The organism is Allorhizobium sp. nf9_anc (assembly GCF_056323085.1).
In genome coordinates this window covers 320,399-340,847 of record NZ_CM150481.1, presented here as the reverse complement: position 1 = coordinate 340,847, position 20,449 = coordinate 320,399, and the positions used below count along the sequence as shown (strand labels likewise).

20 protein-coding genes are annotated in these 20,449 nt (G+C 61.3%); 6 read left to right on the top strand and 14 right to left on the bottom strand.

Going from position 1 to position 20,449, the window contains the following annotated elements:
- Positions 1–59: 59 nt before the first annotated feature.
- The 4 genes from AC02Y0_RS01465 to AC02Y0_RS01450 all read right to left on the bottom strand — a co-directional run bounded on the left by AC02Y0_RS01465 (position 60) and on the right by AC02Y0_RS01450 (position 4,283).
- Positions 60–1,280: an extracellular solute-binding protein gene (locus AC02Y0_RS01465; RefSeq protein WP_476381834.1), complete on the bottom strand. Its 1,221-nt coding sequence runs from the start codon at positions 1,278–1,280 to the stop codon at positions 60–62.
- 64 nt (positions 1,281–1,344) lie between these two features.
- Entirely contained in the window at positions 1,345–2,205 is an 861-nt protein-coding gene (locus AC02Y0_RS01460; protein ID WP_476381832.1) for a carbohydrate ABC transporter permease, read from the bottom strand.
- Positions 2,202–3,086 (bottom strand): carbohydrate ABC transporter permease, encoded by an 885-nt coding sequence (locus AC02Y0_RS01455; RefSeq protein WP_444556093.1) that lies wholly within the window; start codon positions 3,084–3,086, stop codon positions 2,202–2,204. Before AC02Y0_RS01455 ends, AC02Y0_RS01460 begins: the two co-directional genes overlap by 4 nt.
- Positions 3,087–3,098: 12 nt before the next feature.
- Entirely contained in the window at positions 3,099–4,283 is a 1,185-nt protein-coding gene (locus tag AC02Y0_RS01450) for a Gfo/Idh/MocA family protein (protein WP_476381831.1), read from the bottom strand.
- Positions 4,284–4,766: 483 nt separating this feature from the next.
- Here AC02Y0_RS01450 and AC02Y0_RS01445 point away from each other — a divergent pair, with 483 nt between their 5' ends.
- Genes AC02Y0_RS01445 through AC02Y0_RS01425 form a run of 5 tightly spaced genes read left to right on the top strand, consistent with a single transcriptional unit; the run spans position 4,767 to position 9,180 of the window.
- Positions 4,767–5,534 carry a GntR family transcriptional regulator gene (locus AC02Y0_RS01445; RefSeq protein ID WP_476381829.1) on the top strand — a complete coding sequence of 256 codons (768 nt, stop codon included), beginning with the start codon at positions 4,767–4,769 and terminating at the stop codon, positions 5,532–5,534.
- A gap of 11 nt (positions 5,535–5,545) precedes the next feature.
- Positions 5,546–6,568 carry an SIS domain-containing protein gene (locus AC02Y0_RS01440; protein WP_476381827.1) on the top strand — a complete coding sequence of 341 codons (1,023 nt, stop codon included), beginning with the start codon at positions 5,546–5,548 and terminating at the stop codon, positions 6,566–6,568.
- The gene (nagA, locus tag AC02Y0_RS01435; protein ID WP_476381825.1) at positions 6,565–7,749 is read left to right on the top strand and encodes an N-acetylglucosamine-6-phosphate deacetylase; all 1,185 of its coding nucleotides are present in this window, start codon (positions 6,565–6,567) and stop codon (positions 7,747–7,749) included. The genes AC02Y0_RS01440 and nagA overlap by 4 nt, the downstream gene beginning before the upstream one ends.
- Positions 7,746–8,678 carry an ROK family protein gene (locus AC02Y0_RS01430; RefSeq protein ID WP_476381823.1) on the top strand — a complete coding sequence of 311 codons (933 nt, stop codon included), beginning with the start codon at positions 7,746–7,748 and terminating at the stop codon, positions 8,676–8,678. Before nagA ends, AC02Y0_RS01430 begins: the two co-directional genes overlap by 4 nt.
- 1 nt (position 8,679) lies before the next feature.
- Positions 8,680–9,180: a GNAT family N-acetyltransferase gene (locus AC02Y0_RS01425; protein ID WP_476381820.1), complete on the top strand. Its 501-nt coding sequence runs from the start codon at positions 8,680–8,682 to the stop codon at positions 9,178–9,180.
- Positions 9,181–9,186: 6 nt separating this feature from the next.
- Here the strand turns inward: AC02Y0_RS01425 and AC02Y0_RS01420 are convergent, their stop codons facing one another.
- The 6 genes from AC02Y0_RS01420 to AC02Y0_RS01395 all read right to left on the bottom strand — a co-directional run bounded on the left by AC02Y0_RS01420 (position 9,187) and on the right by AC02Y0_RS01395 (position 15,107).
- Positions 9,187–10,038, bottom strand: coding sequence for a GNAT family N-acetyltransferase (locus tag AC02Y0_RS01420; RefSeq protein WP_476381818.1), 852 nt, complete (start codon positions 10,036–10,038; stop codon positions 9,187–9,189).
- On the bottom strand, positions 10,035–10,778 hold the full coding sequence (locus AC02Y0_RS01415; protein WP_476381817.1) for an aspartate/glutamate racemase family protein: 744 nt from the start codon (positions 10,776–10,778) through the stop codon (positions 10,035–10,037). The genes AC02Y0_RS01420 and AC02Y0_RS01415 overlap by 4 nt, the downstream gene beginning before the upstream one ends.
- 4 nt (positions 10,779–10,782) lie before the next feature.
- Positions 10,783–11,601 (bottom strand): ABC transporter permease, encoded by an 819-nt coding sequence (locus AC02Y0_RS01410; RefSeq protein ID WP_476381815.1) that lies wholly within the window; start codon positions 11,599–11,601, stop codon positions 10,783–10,785.
- Position 11,602: 1 nt separating this feature from the next.
- On the bottom strand, positions 11,603–12,508 hold the full coding sequence (locus AC02Y0_RS01405) for an ABC transporter permease (protein ID WP_476381813.1): 906 nt from the start codon (positions 12,506–12,508) through the stop codon (positions 11,603–11,605).
- A gap of 188 nt (positions 12,509–12,696) precedes the next feature.
- A complete protein-coding gene (locus AC02Y0_RS01400; protein ID WP_148166992.1) occupies positions 12,697–13,986 on the bottom strand; it encodes an ABC transporter substrate-binding protein in 1,290 nt (429 codons plus the stop codon).
- Positions 13,987–14,018: 32 nt separating this feature from the next.
- Positions 14,019–15,107, bottom strand: a complete 1,089-nt coding sequence (locus tag AC02Y0_RS01395) for an ABC transporter ATP-binding protein (RefSeq protein WP_476381810.1) — start codon at positions 15,105–15,107, stop codon at positions 14,019–14,021.
- A gap of 260 nt (positions 15,108–15,367) precedes the next feature.
- Here AC02Y0_RS01395 and AC02Y0_RS01390 point away from each other — a divergent pair, with 260 nt between their 5' ends.
- Positions 15,368–16,081, top strand: a complete 714-nt coding sequence (locus tag AC02Y0_RS01390; RefSeq protein ID WP_476381808.1) for a GntR family transcriptional regulator — start codon at positions 15,368–15,370, stop codon at positions 16,079–16,081.
- Positions 16,082–16,108: 27 nt separating this feature from the next.
- On the opposite strand, the gene AC02Y0_RS01385 is transcribed toward AC02Y0_RS01390, so the two are convergent.
- From AC02Y0_RS01385 to AC02Y0_RS01370, 4 genes are read right to left on the bottom strand one after another with little or no spacing between them, the layout of a single operon-like run.
- Positions 16,109–16,846 (bottom strand): FadR/GntR family transcriptional regulator, encoded by a 738-nt coding sequence (locus AC02Y0_RS01385; protein WP_476381807.1) that lies wholly within the window; start codon positions 16,844–16,846, stop codon positions 16,109–16,111.
- Positions 16,843–17,823 carry a galactofuranose ABC transporter, permease protein YjfF gene (gene yjfF / locus AC02Y0_RS01380; protein WP_102018646.1) on the bottom strand — a complete coding sequence of 327 codons (981 nt, stop codon included), beginning with the start codon at positions 17,821–17,823 and terminating at the stop codon, positions 16,843–16,845. Before yjfF ends, AC02Y0_RS01385 begins: the two co-directional genes overlap by 4 nt.
- The gene (locus tag AC02Y0_RS01375) at positions 17,820–18,863 is read right to left on the bottom strand and encodes an ABC transporter permease (RefSeq protein ID WP_444556080.1); all 1,044 of its coding nucleotides are present in this window, start codon (positions 18,861–18,863) and stop codon (positions 17,820–17,822) included. Before AC02Y0_RS01375 ends, yjfF begins: the two co-directional genes overlap by 4 nt.
- Entirely contained in the window at positions 18,860–20,383 is a 1,524-nt protein-coding gene (locus AC02Y0_RS01370; RefSeq protein ID WP_444556079.1) for a sugar ABC transporter ATP-binding protein, read from the bottom strand. The genes AC02Y0_RS01375 and AC02Y0_RS01370 overlap by 4 nt, the downstream gene beginning before the upstream one ends.
- Positions 20,384–20,449 lie beyond the last annotated feature (66 nt).

Here is a 20,449-nt window from a genome sequence, read left to right as displayed (position 1 = left end):
AACCCTCTTGATGAATTCCGCGGGCCGAAACCGGCCCGCGGAGCCTCGGTTTCCCGAGATTACTTGTACTGCTCGAGTTCGCCGGCAGCCTTCTTCAGGGCATCGGCCGGCTCGGCCTTGCCGGTGACGACAGACTGGACCATCTCGATCATGACGTTCTGGAAGCCCTTGTAGTCGGTGAAGAGGGGCTCCGGACCACCATAGGCGATGCCGTCGATGAACGGCTTCCAGAAGGGCTCATTGGCGACGAACTGGTCGACCACGGCGCCCGGACGAAGCGGGGTAAGGCCAGCGCCGCCCTGCAATTCGTATTCATGCTGGATGTCGGTCGAGGTGATGTACTTGGCGAATTCGGTCGCCTTTTCCTCAACGCCCGAGCCCTTGAAGATGGCAAGGCTGTCGGTGATCAGCAGCGTGCCTTCACCCTTGGCGGACGGACCGAGCGGCAGCGGAGCAACGCCCCAGTTGACCTTGGTGTCCTTCAGGCGATAGGCGGCGCCGGAACCGGCCTGGATCATGCCGACCTTGCCGTCGAGGAAGATGGCGCGGATTTCGTTCTGCTCATAGGCGGTCGCACCTTCGACGGAGTAAGGCGTGATGTCCTTGTAGGCCTGCAGGGCGGCCAGAACTTCCGGGCTGTCGATGACGATATTGTCGCCGTCGATGACCTTGCCGTTGTTGGTGTAAACCCAGTGCATGAACTGGTGCATGGTGTTGTCGAAGGTCTTGGCCGGCAGTCCGTAACCGGCAGTACCGGTCTTTTCCTTGATCTGCTTGGCGAAGGCGATCTCTTCAGCCCAGGTCTTCGGCGGGGTTTCCGGATCGAGGCCGGCAGCCTTGAACAGATCCTTGTTCCAGTAGAGCGCCTTGGTCGAGAATGCGACCGGCACGCCCCACTGCGTGTCCTCGAAAGTCACGGTGTCGACGATGTTCGGATAGTAGGATGCCTTTTCCTCGTCCGTCATCGGAACCGCAACGATGAGATCGTTCTGGGCGAATTCCTTCAGCGTGCGCGAGCCGACATAGGCCATGGCAACCGGCGTACCGGCGACGGCAAGCGTCGTTGCCTTGTCCTGGCACTGCTCCCAGCCGACGACTTCAGGCTTGACCTTCCAGCCGGCATTCTTGCCTTCCCATTCGGCGATGTACTTCTCATGGATCGGGTCGATCTTGTCGCCGCAATAGATCCAGCTGATCTCCTGGTCGGCCGCCAGCGTGGTGAGCGCCGAGCTTGCGAGCAGGGCGAACGAGCCTGCGAGCATGGTCAGTTTTCTTGTCATCGGTAGTTCCCCTTTGTTGACAGGTTGAAAGCGTCCGGTTGGCCCGAATTTTGATTGGCAGCCTTTATTTTACGGCACCAGCGGTCAGTCCGCTGACGAGGTAGCGCTGCAGGAAGAAGATCACGATCATCGCCGGAGTAATGCCGACGAAGCTTGCCGCCATCAGCTCGTTCCAGATGACCTCCTGACGGCCGAAATAGGCAAACAGTCCGATCGGAAGCGGCATGTATTCGGTCTTGGAATTGAAGGTGAGGGCGAAGATGAACTGCTGGGCATAGGCGCCGATGAAGGTGGTGATGGCGACGACAGCGATGCCAGGCGTGGCGAGCGGCAGGATGACCCGGCGGAAGGTGTAGAAGTAGCCGGCCCCATCGACATAGGCCGCCTCTTCCAGCTCACGCGGAATGCGCATCATGTAGGTGCGCAAGAGCCAGATGGCCGACGGGATGAGGAAGGCGACACCCGGCACGATCATCGCAAAGTAGGTGTTCAGCACGCCCATCGACCGCATCAGCCGGAAGAGCGGGATGAGCAGCACGGCGCCCGAGAACATGTTGACGGCAAGGAAGGCGGCCAGCAGCTGGCCACGGCCTTTGAACTCGAAGCGAGCGAAGGCGTAGGATGCCGGCACCACCAGGATCAGCACGACGACTGTCGCAATCGTCGAGATGAAGAAGGAGTTGAAGATGTAGCGGGCAAAGCCCGGCACGCTGTCCCACATGGTGATGTAGGCGTCGAAGGAGCCGTTCTCCGGGAAGAAGCGATAAGGCGAGGAGAAGAGCTGGCTGAGCGGCTTGAGCGACACCAGGAAACCCTCGACGAACGGCGCGAGCACGAAGGTCAGGAAGAGCGCGATACCCGCATAGATGCCGACCAGTTCATACCAGCGATAGCGGTTGATCAGGGCTGTCTTGTCGTAGCTCATCGGGCATGCTCCTGCGAGAGGCGGCTGGTCACGCGGAAATAGGCGACGCAGAAGATCGAGAGGAAGATGCAGATCAGGACTGCACGGGCGGCACCTTCGCCATATTTCTTCGAGCCGATCGCGGTGTGATAGGTGTCGATGATCATCGTGGTGGTCTCGCCACTCGGACCGCCGCGCGTCAGGATCCAGATGATGTCGAAGGAATTGAAGGTCGCGATCAGAGACAGCATCGACATGGTGATCATCGCCGGCAGGATCAGCGGCAGAGTAATGCGGCGGAAGCGATAGAAGCGGCCGGCGCCATCCGTCCATGCGGCCTCGTAGAGATCCTGCGGGATCGCCTGCATGGCAGCCAGCATGTAGAGCGTGACCATCGGCACGCCGATCCACACATCGGTGAAGATGGTCGCCCAGAATGCGGTCGAACCATAGGCGAGGAAGGCGACGGGTCCATCGACCACGCCCATGCGCTGCAGCACGCCGGAAATCATCCCGAACTGGCCGTTATACATCCAGCCCCACATGAAGATGCCGATTGCCATGGGCACGATCCACGGCGGCATGGTGAGCACGCGGAAGAGCGTCCGACCAGGCACAGCAGCATTCAGCATCGCGGCACCAAAGGTGCCGATGATCATCTTGATCGACACCGAGAAGAAGGTCCAGATGAAGGTCCTGATGATGACGGTCGCGAAGGTATCGTTGAAGATCTTCTCGTAGTTCACCCAGCCCACCCAGTTCGTCGTCTTCTTGAGCGACGCGTCGGTGAACGAGAGAATAAAGGTCTGTACCAGCGGATAGGCCACGATGACGGCGATATAGAGAAGGGCCGGCGCAATCAGCAGCCAGGCAAAGATGATAGCGCTTCGGCGAGCTTGCATCCGACCGCTCCTTTACGCCGACCGAACACGGGCGGAAGCGTCCGACGTGCCGTGCAGGCAGCCATCGAACTTCTCCCAGACCGGCTTCAGATCGACGACCTTGCGGGCGAGCCGCGCCTCATCCATGGCAAGCGCCAGAATGCCGGCTTCGAGCGCATCGATGGCGGACACCGGCTGCTTGGCGCCCGTCTGCACAAAGGCAATCACGTCTTCGGCCATCTGCTCGTCGGCGCCATAGTGCTGCGACAGCGAGGACGGCGCCTTGTAGGTGTTGGCAATGACCTTCTCATTGGTGCGGGCGTCATGCACATCCATGAACCCACGCACGAAATCACCTTCCGCCATGCCCTTCGAGCCAATGACGCAGAAGCGACGGAACTCGTCCGGGACATTGAGATTGGTGTGGAAGGTCATCGACACGCCGTTCTCGTATTCGACGATCGCGGTCTGGAAATCGATGATGTCGCCGTCGCTGTCGAACACCTTGTCGGAGCCCTGCCAGCCGCTCGGCTTGCGGTGATAGACGTTGAGGTCGTTGATGCCTTCTGCCTCAGGCGCATTTTCCGGCACGAAGCTCTTGCGGCCGCCGAAGCTCGCGACGAAACGCGGACGGGCACCGACCACGCCATTGTAAAGGTCGAGGTCGTGGCAGCACTTCTCCAGCATGAAGCCACCGGCATAACGCCCGTAACGGCGCCAGTCGCGCATGAAAAAGGCGCCGTGATATGGCTGGATATGCTCGGAGGCCTCAATCGAGACGACATTGCCGAGCCGCCCCTCTTCCTGCGCCTTACGCAGGTCGCGGTAGAGCGGGGAGTAACGCAGGACGAGACCGACCAGCAGGCGGTCGTGGCCATGGGTATTCAACAGCGAGGCGAGCGCATAGCTTTCCTCGATGCTGGTGACAATCGGCTTTTCGGTGAAGACGGTAAGGCCAGCCTCAAGGCCGAGCCGGATATGGTCGAGATGCAGGTGGTTCGGCGAACCGATCATCAGAAGATCGAATGTCTCACCGGCGATCAGGGCTTCAGGCGTCTCATAGACCTTGCCGGCAGAGATGCCATGCTCGTCGAGCGTTGCCATGCCGGCTGGCGCCGGATCGACATAGCCGACGATCTCGAAGCTCGGATCAATCTCCTTGAACACCCGACCCAGATATCCAAGACGGAATCCGAGTCCGATAATCGCGACCTTCATGATGCATTCCCCTGCTTTCGTAATTATTTTTCGCAGACTGCGTCAATTTTCCAAGATCGTCAACACGGGGAGCAAAAATCCCACCGTTGATGAAAATGGTTTTCATGACCGCCTACGATATTGGATGAAGAGCCGAAATGCCGGGGCCTGCAGTTGCAACTCGTCCCATTGCGGAAGAAGGCGCAGAGGCTTTGGATTGGGCTCCTCTCCAATCGTTAATTTAAGATACCAAAACTAGTCCAATCGTAAAGCGGGTTATGTCAAAATCAGCTTCAAAACATCCAAATTGCTGTTTTTCCGGCGAAATTTCTTCATATCAACATTCACGCGCAGATCCTTTTCAAAACCATTTGCGAAATAGGTTTCTGGTTGGTATTGTTTTGAGAAAGACCACCGAGGGGACGGAAGCATGCAGACACCGAAGACGGAATGCGCAATTGCCCTCCGCTTGCGGTCCGTCCGCACCTGGGGCAGAGGAACCGCATGAGCACGTCCCTTCCCCTGGAACAACTTCAGTCCGTCCGCGGCGGACCGCTTTACGTCAAGCTGCGCAAGATGATCGAGGACGCCGTCGCGTCGGGTCGCCTGAAGCACGGCGACGCCCTGCCGGCCGAGCGCGACATCGCAGAAGCGGCCGATATCAGCCGTGTGACGGTGCGCAAGGCGATCGACGAGCTGGTGGAAGAAGGCCTGCTCGTCCGCCGCCGTGGGTCCGGCACCTTTGTCGTGAAGCCCGTCCCGCGCATGCAGCAACCGCTGAGCCAATTGACTTCCTTTACCGAGGACATGCGCCGGCGCGGCATGGTCGCAGGCTCCCGCTGGCTGGGACGCGGTCTGTTCTACCCGACCGCGGAAGAAACCATGATGCTCGGCCTCGTCAGCGGCGCACGCGTAGCCCGCATCGACCGATTGAGAACCGCCAACGACATGCCAATTGCACTCGAACGCACCAGCCTGCCCGACGATCTGCTGCCGGATCCGGATAAAATTGAGGACTCTCTCTACCTCTGCCTGCTGGACGCCGGCATCCGCCCCGTGCGCGCCAACCAGCGCATCTCGGCCGTTCTACTGACAGACGAGGAAACCAAGCTGCTTGGCGTTCCGCCCGGCTCGGCAGCACTCTCGGTACAGCGCATTGCCTATCTCGAAACCGGCCGCGTGATGGAAATGTCGCGCGCGCTTTATCGCAGCGACGCCTATGACCTGGTTGCCGAACTCGGCATTGGCTCGCCCATGAAGCCTCAAGACTGAAAGCGCGTACCATGACCACCAAGATGCGTGAGGAGATCGACGAGATCCCCGCAGCCGCTGCCCGATTGCTGGATAGCTCCAGGACCGTGATATCAGAAGCCGCGAACGCGCTTCGCGACAAGGACCCAGGCGTCATCGTCACCATCGCCCGCGGATCTTCCGATCATGCGGCCCATTTCCTGAAATATGCGATCGAACTGCAGATGGGTCTGCCGGTCGCCTCGCTCGGCCCCTCGCTCGCCTCGATCTACGAGACGCCGATGAAGCTCGGCAAGGCCGCCGCCTTCGCCGTCTCCCAGTCCGGTGCGAGCCCCGATATCGTTGCCATGGCGAGAGGTGCTCGCCACGGCGGCGCGACCACGGTGAGCCTGGTCAATACACTGCCCTCGCCGCTCGCCGATGCTGCGACCTTCGCCATCGACATCAAGGCCGGCCCCGAAATCGCGGTTGCCGCCACCAAGTCCTTCGTCAACTCGATCGTGGCAGGCCTTGCTATCCTTGCAAGCTGGAGCCGTAACGATGCGTTGACCCGCGCCGTCGATACCCTGCCCGAGCACTTCGAAAAGGCACTTGCTCTCGACTGGAGCGCACTGCTCGAACCGCTGAAATCGGCAGACTCTCTTTACATGCTCGGTCGCGGCCCAGCACTTGCCATCGCGGCGGAAGCCGCACTCAAATGCAAGGAAACCTGCGAACTACACGCCGAGGCCTATTCCTCCGCTGAGGTGCTGCATGGTCCAGTCTCGATCGTCGGCCGCAATTTCCCCGTCGTCGCCTTTGCGGCCCGCGACAAGGCGGAAGCCTCGATCGCCGGCACCGTCTCGAAGCTCGCGGCCAGCAATGCCACCTGCTTCATCACCTCGGATAAGGCGACCGCCGGCCACAAGCTGCCTTTCATCGCAACAGGACATCCAATCACGGATGCGCTGGCCCTGATCGTTCCTTATTATGGCTTTATCGAATCCCTCTCCCGTGCCCGTGGCTTCAATCCCGACAAGCCGGTCGCACTGAAGAAAGTTACCGAGACCCAATGAGCCAAGCCTTCGCCATCACAGCAAGCCGCATCTTCGATGGGCACATGTTCCACGAAGATGCAGCCCTCCTGGTCGACAACGGCCGGGTGAAGGCTGTTCTCGCCAGAGCCGACTTGCCCGCTGGCATTGCGAGGCAGGATATGGGTGATGCGCTGATTGCCCCCGGCTTCATTGACCTACAGGTGAATGGCGGCGGCGGCGTGCTGTTCAACAACGATCCGACTGTGACCGGCATCCGCACGATCTGCGAGGCCCATGCGCGTTACGGCACGACGGCATTGATGGTCACGCTGATCACCGATGCGCCCGAGATCAAGCGCGAGGCGATCGCCGCTGGCGAGGCCTCATCCAAGGCAGGCGAGCCGGGCTATCTCGGCCTGCATCTCGAAGGCCCGCATCTCTCGATCGCCCGCAAGGGCACCCATGATCCGGCCTTGATCCGCCCGATGACGCAAGCCGATCTCGACTATCTCGTCGAGCAGGCATCGCGTTTCGGCATCCCGATGATCACGGTCGCCCCGGAAAGTGTCACACCGGATCAGGTCCATCGTCTGGTTCAGGCCGGCTACCGCGTGAGCCTTGGCCACACCGATACGAGCTGCGCCAGCGTCGAGGCCTATGTCGAAGCAGGCGCCACACTCGTTACCCATCTCTTCAACGCCATGAGCCCGCTCGGCAATCGGGAGCCCGGCCTCGTGGGTGCTGCCCTCACCTCACCGATCCTCCATTGCGGCCTGATCGCCGACGGCTTCCATGTCGATCCGGTGACCATGAAGATCGCGCTCGCCGCCAAGACCGGCCCCGCCCACATCTTCCTCGTCACCGATGCCATGTCGACCATTGGCTCTGATGAGACAAGCTTCGACCTGAACGGCCGGACCGTCTACCGCCGCGACGGGCGGCTGACGCTTGCCGACGGAACGCTCGCCGGCGCCGACATCGACATGCTCTCCTGTGTTCGCTACGTGCACGAAAAGCTGGGACAGCCGCTGGAGGAAGCGCTGCGCATGGCATCGCTCTATCCCGCTGAGGCCATTGGTGCCAAGACCAAGGGCAGCTTGGCAGCAGACCAGGACGCCGACTTCATTGTGCTTGGCCCTGATCTCAACATCCACTCGACCTGGATTTCAGGCGCCTGCGTCTTTGCGGAGGGCACAGAAGCCAGCAGGGCCTTCGCATGATCGTCTGCTTCGACATCGGCGGCACCGCCATCAAGGGCGCGCTGGCAATGAGCCCCGAAGACATCCGCCCCTTTCCGCGCCAACCGACACCGATCCACGATTTCGACGCCTTCGTCGCAACGCTCGCATCCGTGATCACGGAAGCCGAAGCCATCGCCGGTGAGCGAGCGGCCTGCATCGCGATCTCGATCGCCGGCGTCATCGATCCCGATACGGCGAACGCCGTTGTTGCCAACATCCCCTGCATCCAAGGTCGGCCGTTGCAGGCCGACCTCGAAGCTGCCCTCGGCCTGCCGGTCATCGTCGCCAACGATGCCGACTGTTTCGTGCTGGCCGAAGCCGGCATTGGTGCAGCCCGCGGCCACCGCGTCGTCTTCGGCGTGATCCTCGGCACGGGCGTTGGCGGCGGCCTCGTCATCGACGGCAAGCTGATCAACGAAAGCGGCTTTGCCGGCGAATGGGGCCATGGGCCCATCCAGCCAACCGAAGCCGGCAATCCGCCAATGCACGTGCCACGCTTCCAGTGCGGATGCGGCCAGATCGGCTGCATCGACGCGATCTGCAGCGCGCGAGGCCTCGAAAAGCTGCACAAGCATATTCACGCCGAACAGCTGACCAGCGAGGAAATCATCGCTGATTGGCAGAAGGGCGATGCCAAGGCCGAACGCACCATCGATGTCTATGTCGACATCCTGACCGATGCGCTTTCGGTGGTGGTCAACGTCACCGGCACGACTATTCTGCCGGTCGGCGGCGGCCTTTCGAACGTGCCGGCGCTCCTTTCACGGATCGACACGGCCCTGCGCGCGCGCATCCTTCGCAAGTTCAAGAACCCGATCGTTGTTCCCGCAGCATGCGGCGTCGAGCCGGGCCTCATCGGAGCCGCGATCCTCGGTCTCGACTTCGCTAGAGAGCATCAAGGAGGCTGAGATGGCTGCGGACATGCTGGTAAAGCTCTACGATCTGCAGCCAAATCCCGACCCTGATCGGCGCATGGAAGCGGAAGGCGTGACGATCCGGCGCGCGCTTGTGCCCGAATTGCAAGGAATCTGCGCCTGGATCGAACCGCGCTTTGGCGTCGGCTGGGCATCAGAAGCGACGGCGGCCATCATGCGCCAGCCTGTGACCTGCTGGATTGCCCATGAAGGCGAAACGCTGCTCGGCTTTGCCTGCCACGAGGCGACGATGAAGGGTTTCTTCGGGCCAACAGGCGTGGATGAGAAAGCCCGCGGCCGCGGCATCGGCCATGCACTGTTGATCCGCACGCTCCTCGACATGCGCGACCAAGGCTATGGCTATGCCATCATTGGCGGTGCTGGCCCCATGGGCTTTTACGAAAAGAGCGTCGGTGCCATCGCCATCCCCGGCTCTTCGCCCGGCATCTACAAGGACATGCTGCCGCTTGCCGCGCCGGCAGGCATGGCGGACTGAGAAATCTCAGCCGAGCTCCAGTGTGGTGATCGCATAGACGCCTGTCTTCTGCGTTTGCGGCGGTTCGCCTCGATACATGCGCGACGTCTGGAACCCCCGTTTGAAGCCGAGACGGCTGAGCAGGTAGCGAAAGCCTTCTTGGTATTCCGGCACATCCAGATGCACTTCCTCGCCCTTGAGGTTTGCAAGACAGATCTTCAGCAGATCCTCGGCCGTTCGCCCATCCATGGCAAACAGCGGCCCGATCTTGTAGCCACCAAGGCAGGGTCGCATCACGGCATAGCCGGCCACCACACCCTGTCGGCGGCAGAGGAAGGCACGACGCGGCGGCTTCAGCCAGTCGGAGAGGAAGTCTTCTCTCGGCGCGGGGAAGAATGCCCGATCGAGCGCAAGGATCTCAGCGAGATCACCCTCGGTGATCGCCTCGCACCGTGCGAAGCTCGCAGGCAGAGCTGGCATGCGATCGATGCTCCAGCGGACGGTGTCATAGGCGGTCGCGAAACCCATGCGGCCATAATTCGCCTGCTGCTCGACGACGCCGTCGAGGCCGATGACACGATCCCCGAGATGCGCCATTCCGGCATCCCAGACCCGCCGTCCCAGGCCTTGGCCCCGGAAGTCCGGATGGCAGATATAAAGCCCGATGAAGCCGAAGCTGTCCCCGTAGCGCACGGCCGAGATCCCGGCAGCCAGCCGCCCGTCGACGAAACAGCCGATGAAGCCCTCGGGATCGGCTGAGCGGAAGGCTGCGGCATCGCCATGCCCCGGGTTCCAACCTTCAAGCGCCGCCCAGCCGACGAGCTCCTCGACTTCGCCAGCCGTCAGGACCCTGATCTCCCCATCCTCGGCCACGCTCACACGCCCATGGCAGCAGGAGAGAAACGGGCGAGGTCACCGTGATAGGTCTTGGAGACGGGCGTCGCATAGGCGCCGCGTTTGGCGGTCGACAGGCCCTGCGCCACAAGGCTTTCCGCCTGTTTCACAGCAGCAGCGACACCATCGACGACGGGCACGCCGAACTCCTGACGGAGCGATGCCGTCAGATCCGCCATGCCGGCACAGCCGAGCACGATCGCCTCGGCCCTGTCGTCTTTGAGTGCTGCGGAGATCTCGCTGCGCAGCCGGTCGCGGGCGTTGGAATTGGGATCTTCGAGCGAGAGCACAGGCACATCCGCCGCCCGTACCTTGCAGCGACTACCCATGCCGTAGCGATGCACGAGATGTTCCACGGGGAGCCGCGAGCGTTCCATGGTCGTCACGACCGAAAACCGTTGGGCAATAAAGGATGTCGCCGAAAGCGCCGCCTCGCAAATGCCGATGACCGGGATGCCCGCCAGCGCACGGGCTGCATCCAGCCCCGTATCGTCGAAACAGGCAATGACGATCGCATCTACCCCTTCGCGTTCGGCCTTGACGATTTCCACCAGCAGGCCGGGCACCGCGAAGACCTCGTCATAATAACCCTCGATCGAGACCGGCCCCATCGACGAGGTGATCGCCAGGATTTCGGTTCCGGCATGGGCGACCCGCCGCGCCGCATCCGCAATGGTCGCAGTCATGCTGGCAGTCGTATTTGGATTGATGACGGCAATTTTCATACGATTACGCCCGCCCCCGACGGCGGTTCATGGCCATGATGATGCCGAGCGTTCCGGCAATCACCAGGAAGGAGAAGAGCGTGGTCACCGTGCCGAGCGCGTAGAGCACCGGCGTCGTGACATTGGTCGTCATGCCGTAGATCTCGAGCGGCAGCGTGTTGTAGGTACCCGACGTCATCAGCGTACGCGCAAACTCGTCATAGGAGAGCGTGAAGCCGAACAGTCCGACCCCGATCAAAGGCGGCGCGATCATCGGCAGCACGACATGGCGGAATGTCTGCCACGACGAAGCGCCAAGGTCGCGTGCGGCTTCCTCGTAGGCCGGCGAGAAACGGTTGAAGATGGCGAACATGATCAGCACGCCGAAGGGCAGCGTCCAGGTCAGATGCGCCCCGAAGCCCGAGGAATACCAGGCCGGCTGCAGCCCCAGCTGGCTGAACAACACGCCGATGCCGAGCGAGATGATGATCGAGGGCACGACAAGGCTGGCGACCGAGAGGTAGAAGAGTGCCGTCGAGCCGACGAACTTGCGGCGGAAGGCGAGACCCGCCAGCAACGACACGACCACCGTCACCACCATGACCATGACGCCAAGCGCGAAGGACCGACGGAACGAGCCGCCGAAATCACCCACCGCCTGCTGCTCGAAGAGATTGCCGAACCAATGGAACGACACACCGTTGAGCGGGAAGGTCAGGCCCCCATTCGGCCCCTGGAAGGAGAGGATCAGGATCGCCAAGAGTGGGCCGTAGAGAAAGAGGACGAACAGGGCGAAGAAGGCGGCGAGAACGTAAAACTCGCGCGGGCGCTTGTCGGAATGCATCTCAGAGCTCCTTCCGGATATCGACGACGCGCAGGATGGCCGCGACCATCAACAGAACCAGCGCTAGAAGCACTACGGCATTGGCGGCAGCGGCCGGATATTGCAGCAGCGACATCTGGTTCTTCATCATCAGCGCAACAGACGCGCTCTGCCCGCCCGACATGACCTGCACGGTGGAGAAATCGGCCATCACAAGCGTCACCACAAAGATCGTGCCGATCGCCATGCCGGGTTTTGAGAGGGGGATGATGACATTGGTCAGGATCTGCCAGCCGCTGGCACCAGCATCGCGCGCCGCTTCCAGCAGCGATCGGTCGATGCGCATCATCGTGTTGAAGATCGGGGTGACCATAAACAGCGTGTAGAGATGCACCATGGCGAGCACGACGGCGAAATCAGAGTAAAGCAGCCATTCGATCGGCTGCGGCACGATACCGGCATTGACCAGCGCCGTATTGATCAACCCGTTGCGGCCGAGCACCGGGATCCACGAGATCATGCGGATGATGTTGGAAGTCAAAAACGGCACGGTGCAGACAAGGAAGAGGACGCTCTGCATGGCGGATGTCCGCACATGAAAGGCCAGGAAATAGGCGACCCAAAAGCCGACGAAGAGGGTAATCGCCCAGACGATGAAGGCGAACTTCAACGTGTTGAAATAGATCTTCCAGGTGACCCAAGAGCCGAGTGTCTCGGTGTAATTAAAGGTGACGAAGTCGGGATACATCTGGGCAAAGTCGTAGTCCCAGAAGGAAACCGTCCCGATCATCAGGATCGGCAACAGCAGGAACGCGCCGAGGATGAGCATCAGCGGCGTCGCCTGCAGATAGGAGATGAGCCTAAGCGGCACACGGATCACGCGTTTCGGCTTCGGCTCACCGACACCCAGAAATCGCACTTCCACCATGATGTTAGGTCTCCTGTCGCTCAATCAGCATTCCGCATGTGAAGATGCCCCTCATCCCCCTGCCGGGACCTTCTCCCCCTTGAGGGGGGAGGTCGCGTCGAAGCCGCGGGTGGGGGTGATCCATTGCTGACGTTCACCCCACCCCGGAGCTTCGCTCCGACCCTCCCCCTCAAGGGGAGGGTGGAAAATCAAGCCGCGATGAACTCGTTCCAGCGGCGGACCATGTAGCGGTCTTCGTCCATGACGGAGTTCCAGCAGGCGACCTTGCCCATGCGCTCTTCGAAGGAGCCGCCGTCGCGAACCGCACCGGCCTTTTCCATGACCGCACCTTCCGGAGACATGATGTCGCCGGTCGCGGCCTTGCCTTCGATCCAGTAGCCCCATTCGTCGGCGGACATAAATTCCTTGGCGGTTTCCATGCAGGCGGAGTAGTAGCCCTGACGGTTGAGATAGCCGCCGACCCAGCCGGACGTGTACCAGTTGATGTATTCATAGGCCGCATCGAGTTGCGCGCCGGTGAGGTGTGCGGCGAGACCCAGACCGCCGCCCCACGAGCGATAGCCTTCCTTGAGCGGCTGATACTTGCAGGCGATGCCCTTGGAGCGAACGGCGGCAACCGCCGGCGACCACATCGACTGGATGACGACTTCGCCCGAGGCCATCAGGTTGACCGACTCGTCGAACGACTTCCAGAAGGCGCGGAACTGGCCGTCCTGCTTCGCCTTGATCAGGAAGTCGATCGTCGTGTCGATCTCCGCCTTCGTCATGTTGCCCTTGTCGGCATATTTGATGATGCCCATGGCTTCGCAGATCATCGCGGCATCCATGATGCCGATGCTGGGTATGTTGAGGATCGAGGTCTTGCCCTTGAAAGCCGGGTCCATGATGTCGGCCCAGGACGAAATCTCGCGGCCGACGAGGTCGGGACGAATGCCAAGCGTGTCGGCATTGTAGATGGTCGGCATCATCGTGAAGAGTTCGGTCTCGCCCGATGCAAAGGTCTTGGCATCCTTGCTCTCGACATAACCAACGGTGTGCGGCGCCGTACCCTGTGCGATCACGCTGTCGGGCAGCAGCTTGCCGTTTTTGAACAGCGGAACGACCTTGTCGTAGAACTTGAGCTTCGAGGTTTCCATCGGCTGGATGACGCCGGTCGGATAGACCTTCTTCAGGATCCAGTATTCGATGTCGGCGATATCGTAGGACATCGGCTGGGTCACGGCGCGCTGGGCGGCGGCGTCAGAATCGGTTGCCGTCATCTCGAGCGTGATGCCGAGGTCAGCCTTGCACTTCTCGGCGATGGCATTGATGTTCGACACGCCCGTGCCGAACTGGCGCAGCGTGATCGGGTTCTGCGCCCAGATCGTCGGGAAGCCGGTGATCGCACCCGAACCGGCGGCGAGGCCGGCAGCGGCCGATGCGGTCTTCAGGAATGTGCGGCGGGATACGCCCTTCTTCGTCTTGCTGCTGTCTGACATTGCGCTGTTCTCCTGGTTTTATTGGTTTGGCTTCACTTCACGATGCGTCCGAGGACGATCGAATCCGGCTGATCCCATGACAGGGTGACGCCTTCCCCGACGCGAACCGGGGAGGCAAAGAAGGCCGCGTCCGAAAGAACGGCGGTGAATTCATCGGTAAAGGCGGTGGTGACGGTCAGCTTCACCTTGGCGCCGAGATATTCGACATTCGAGACGATGCCGTCGAATCCGAGGCCATCGGTCGGCATGGCGCCGATGCGCACATGGTCCGTGCGGATGGCGATATCGGCCGTTTCATCCTCGACAGGTGCAGCACCGAGCGCGAAGAAGCGACCGCCACCGACAACCTCGATGAACAAGCCCTCAGCGGTGCGCTCGACGATGCGCCCGGAGAGCACATTGTGATCCCCCATGAAGCGGGCGACGAAGGCGGTCGCGGGCCGCTCGAAGACGGCCCGTGGCGTAGCCGCCTGCTCGATGCGTCCCTCGTTCATGACGACGATGAGATCGGCGAGAGCCATCGCCTCTTCCTGGCTGTGGGTCACATGCACGAAGGTAATGCCGAGCGAGGTCTGCAGCTTCTTGAGTTCAGCCCGCATGCGGATCTTGAGAAACGGATCGAGCGCCGAGAGCGGCTCGTCGAGCAGAAGCGCCTCGGGCTTGGTGATCAGCGCACGCGCCAGCGCCACACGCTGCTGCTGTCCACCGGACAGCTGGGCCGGACGACGGCTCGCATAAGGCTCGAGCTGCATGAGCTTAAGCATCTCTATCGCCTGTCCGCGACGGGTCTCCTTGTCGACACCCTTCATCTTCAAACTGAAGGCGACATTGTCGACAAGATCGAGATGCGGGAAGAGAGCATAGGACTGGAACATCATCGCAGTCCCCCGCTGCGCAGGCGGCAGCGTGGTGACATTGGTATTGCCGAACACGACGTCGCCGGAGGACACACTTTCATGCCCGGCGACCATTCTGAGCGTCGATGTCTTGCCGCAACCGGACGGTCCGAGCAGGCAGCAATAGGTACCGGCCGGGATCTTCAGGCTGATGGCATGAACCGCAGTCGACGTCCCGTAGGTCTTGGTAACGGCGGCAAGTTCGATGTCGGCGGCTTTCGTCATGGCGGCTCCTTGGTGTCGCTCAAGACGATGCATAAGCCGTGCCAGTTTGCGGCCATCTCGCTAAGTGCTTGATTCCCATGGGCCGCATTGCTGCACCGCAAAAGGATTGAGCACATGGAGAGACTGCATGCACAGCAATTAATCGATTGTCATCATTAGTGAGATCAGATTGTATGCAATCTAGACGGCATTTGGTCTTCTCACGATCTTCCCCAATGGCTCATGGCGAGCTACAACAGAGACGAACACCGGATGGATCAATGAACGCCAAGAGCTCGCTCCGCAGGCAACTCGACCCCAACCTTGAAGATCGCGCCCGCGCGATCCGCGATGCCCTGCGCGATGCGATCGTCGACCGACGGCTTGCCCCCGGCACCAAGCTCTCCGAAGCCGAAGTCGGCACTCTGTTCGACGTCAGCCGCACGGTGGTGCGGGACTCCCTGCAGATGCTCGCTTTCGAGGGGCTGGTGAAGACAGAACGCAACCGCGGCGCCTTCGTCTCCAATCCGAGCACGGAAGAGGCGCGCCAGGTCTTCTCATCGCGCCGCCTGATCGAGGCTGGCATTATTGCTGCCGCCGCCGAGCGCATCACGCCATCCGACATCGCCGCCCTGCGCGAACACCTGAAGGAAGAGGCGCGGTACCGCACCGAACGCGGTGCGAACGCAAGACGCGCCGAGATCAAGGCGTCAGGCGATTTCCATCTGATGCTGGCTAAGGTTGCCGGAAACCAGGTGCTGGAAAAATTCATGGATGAGCTCGTCGCCCGCTCTTCCCTCGTCATCGCGCTTTATGGTCGGACCGGCATTTCGAGCTGCGGTCATGACGAACACGACGAAATTCTGAATGCGCTGGAAAAGGGCGACGTCAAAAAGGCGACGCATCTGATGCTGCATCACATCGATCACATAGAGGCCGACCTCGATCTGTCGGTCGCGGAAGCCCGGACACTGAAGGACGCCCTGGCGCTCTAAGCCCGTCGCCGGAAGCCTGAGCCGCCATTACCTCACGGCAGCCGCAATCGCCCTGTCCTGCTCGATCGAATCCAGCATAGCCTGGCGAGCCCCCGCCTCGTCGCCATATTCGATGCGGTTGACCAGCAACTTGTGGCTCTCGAGGATTTTGTCGAGCACACAGGGATCGGGTTCATCGATCTGGGTCTTGTAGGCAAAGGCATGCGCCAGTTCGATCAGCCCGTAGAGAGCGCGCACGAACGGGTTGTGCGCGGCATCCGCAATGATGCGGTGCAGTTCGAAATCGGCAAGCGCAAAGTTCTGCGGCGAACCGAGCGAGGTCTCCATCTGGTGGATCCAGTAGAGCATCAGGCGGATCTGGTCAGCGGTACGGCGCCGCGCAACCTCGGCCGCCGCTTGCGGCTCCAGCGAACGGCGCACCTCATGCAGCCCGGACAGAAACTCCGCATCAACAGGAGCTTCCAGGTGCCAGGCGAGCACCTGCGGATCATAAAGGCTCCAACGGCTTTTCTTGGCGACCTTGGTGCCGACCTTTGGCCGAGCCTCGAGCAAGCCCTTCGCTTCCAAAGTCTTCAAAGCCTCGCGCAACACGGTGCGTGACACCTCGAACTCTTCCATCAGTTCCGCGTCGTTCGGCAGCGTGGTGCCAATCGCATAGCGGCCGGAGATGACCCCGGCCCCGATCTCGTTGATCACATGCGAATGGTAATTACGCGCCGTCGACCGCCCGGACAGGGAGCGAAGAAGGCTCCCCGGCTCACTCATGCAGGGGCCTTCTTCAGGCGCGTACGCCCGGTCTGCGCGGTAAACACCAGCTTCTGAAGCAAGATGAACATGAACAGCAGGAACCCGATGGCGATTTTAGTCCACCAGCTGGAGAGCGTCCCATCGAAGACGATGTAAGTCTGGACAAGGCCCTGCAGCATGACCCCGATCAGGGTTCCAAAGATGAAACCGTAACCGCCTGTCAACAGGGTTCCGCCTATCACCACGGCTGCAATCGAGTCAAGTTCGATGCCAACAGCCGCCAGCGGGTAGCCCGCCGAGGTGTAGAGCGAATAGACGATGCCGGCGAGCCCGCCTAGGAACGACGAGAGCGCATAAATGCCGATCGTCACCCGGCCTGTCGGAACGCCCATCAGCGAGGCGGATGTGGCATTGCCGCCGATTGCATAGACATAGGAACCGAAGCGCGTCTTGTGGGCGATGAAACCGCACACCAGGAATGTTGCAAGCATCAGGAGGCCAATGGCACTGAGACGCCCGCCACCCGGAAGCCGGTAATAGAGGCTGGAGATCGTCCGATAGAATTCGTGGTCGATCGGAATGGAATCCTGGCTGAGCACAGAGGCAAAACCGCGCGCCAGGAACATGCCGGCCAGCGTCACAATGAACGGCGGCACCTGCAGGAAATGGATCACGGCTCCCATCGAGGCGCCGAAGGTGGCAGCAAGCGCCAGCACGATCGCAAACACCGCCAGCGGATGGATGCCGACCCAGGAGATGAGGATGGCCGTGATGACGCCGGTCAGGCCGATCACCGCACCGACCGAGAGATCGATGCCACCGGAAATGATCACGAATGTCGCGCCGACGGCAGCAATGCCGAGGAAGGCGTTGTCGGTCAGGAAGTTGCCGAAGACGCGCGTCGACCACATGCCCGGATACTGGGAGATGCAGATGGCATAGGCGATCACGAAGATGAGGGTGGTCGCGGCGAGAGGGCGATAACGCGGATTCATCGTGCCTGTCCCGAAGTTTGGGTCTTGGTCTGGGGCGGGGTCGTGGCGGGTGCCTGGCGCGGGCCGAACTTGCGGCCGAGCACTTGGGCGATCCGGGCCGACTGCAGCACCAGGATGATGATGATCATGCCGGCCTTGACGATCAGGTTGAATTCCGGCGGGAAGCCCGAAACCAAGACGCCCGTATTCATGGCCTGAATGATGATGGCGCCAAGCACCGACATCGGGATCGAGAAGCGTCCGCCGAGCAGCGAGGTGCCACCGATGACGACCGCGAGGATCGCGTCGAGTTCCAGCCAGAGGCCGGCATTGTTGGCGTCCGCTCCGCGGATATCGGCGGCGGCAATGATGCCGGCGGTCGCGGCACAGAAGCCACCGAAGGCATAGATGCACAGGATCACGAGCTTGCTGCGCAGACCGGTATAGTTGGCGGCCGACAGGTTGATACCGATCGCCTCGATGAACAGTCCGATCGCCGTGCGTCGCATGAAGAGATGCGCTGTGATCATCAGCACGATCGCGATGACAGCCGGCATCGGCAGTCCGAACAGATTGCCCGTGCCGACGAAGATGAGCGCGGGATCGGAGAAGGTCACGATCGACCCCTCGGTGATCAGCTGCGCCACCCCTCGCCCCGCTACCATGAGCACCAGCGTCGCAACGAAGGGCTGAATGCCGAGATAGGCAACCAGAATACCGTTCCACAGACCACAGAGGATGCCGATCGCAAGCGCTGCGACGAGCGTCACGATCAGGGGCTGACCGGCAACCGCACAGGTCGCGGCAACCGCGCCTGCAACTGCCATCACGGCGCCGACGGAGAGATCAACACCCTTGGTCGCGATGATCGCCGTCATGCCGATTGCCAGGATCGCGACAGGTGCACCGCGATTGATGACGTCGATCAGGCTGCCGAACAAACGGCCATCCTGCCAAGTGATGTTGAAGAAGCCGGGGAAGACCAGCCAGTTGAAGAACAGCACGCCGGCAAGTGCCAGGAGCTGCGGGGAAATGATGCGGGACATGGAAAGCCTTTTCATGCCTCGACCTCCGCCGGCTGGGCGGCAATGGTCTGGACGATGACGCCGGGGGTGATGTCGGCGCCATGCAACTCGGCGACCATCTTGCGATCGCGCATGACGACGACACGCGAGGAATAGCTGACGATTTCGTCGAGTTCGGACGAGATGACGACGAGCGCCAGCCCATCTTCCCGCAACCGGCTGATCATGCGCACGATTTCGGCATGGGCGCCGACATCGATGCCGCGCGTCGGCTCGTCGAGGATGAGGAAACGCGGATCGGTCGCAAGCCAGCGGGCGAGGATCACCTTCTGCTGGTTGCCACCCGAGAGCAGCTTGACCGGCAGCTCGGCAGAAGCCGTGCGGATGTCGAGCGCCTCGATGAAGTTGCCGGCGATCTCCAGCTGTTCGTCGCGGTTGAGCGCCTTGAACCAGCCGAGCCGCGCCTGCATGGCAATCACGATATTCTCGCGCACCGAGAGGTCGCCGAAGATGCCGTCGATCTTGCGATCTTCCGGGCAGAAGCCGAAGCCGAGTTCGACCGCTTCACGCGGATTGCGGACCTGGCGGCTTGAACCATCGATCTTGATCGATCCGCTATCGGCCTGATCGATGCCGAACATCAGCCGCGCCATCTCGGTACGCCCGGAGCCAAGGAGGCCCGCAACGCCGACGACCTCGCCGCGATGGATCTTGAGATCGAAGGGCTGCACGCTGTTGGAAAGCCCGAAGCCATCGAATTCCATCAGCGTCTCGCCCACTTCGCCCTCTTCACCGAGAACATCGGGATGATGGAAGGCGAGATCCTTGCCGAGCATCATTCGCACCAGGCTGGTGCGGTCGAGCGAGGCAATCGCCTGCGTCCCGACGAGGCGCCCGTTGCGCAGGACCGTCACGCGGTCCGACAATTCAAAGACTTGATCAAGGAAGTGGGTAATGAAGACGATGGCGAGACCGCGATCGCGCAGCTGCCGGACAATGCCGAACAGCTTCTCGACTTCGGACCGGTCAAGGCTTGCTGTTGGCTCATCGAGGATCAGCACCTTGCCGGAGAGTTCGACGGCACGGGCGATCGCAATGATCTGCTGAACGGCAACCGAGAACGTGGAGAGTTCGGCCTTCACGTCGATGTCGAGGCCATATGTATTGAGAATCTCGCGGGATTCGCGCTCCATCCGACGCTTGTCGACCAGACCGAAGCGGTTGGTCGGCTGGCGACCTATGAAGAGATTGTCGATGACGGTCATGTTCGGCAGGAGGTTGACCTCCTGATAGACCGTGCCGATGCCGAGCGTCTGGGCCTGCTGCGGCGTGGTGAAGTTCACGACCTCGCCGTCAAGTGTGATCGTCCCGCCATCTGGAATATAGGCGCCCGTCAGGATCTTGATCAGCGTGGATTTGCCGGCACCGTTTTCGCCGAGAAGTGCATGCACTTCGCCCCGGTGAAACGCGATATCGACGCCGTCGAGCGCCGTATGATTGCCGAATGTCTTGGTGATGCCCGCCGCCGCAAGCACGATCGATGGATGCTCGGTCATTGCCTCTTCCCCCTCTCCCATAAAGCTATCCCCGATTAAAGCCGGGAGAAAGCGACAGAGACCCCG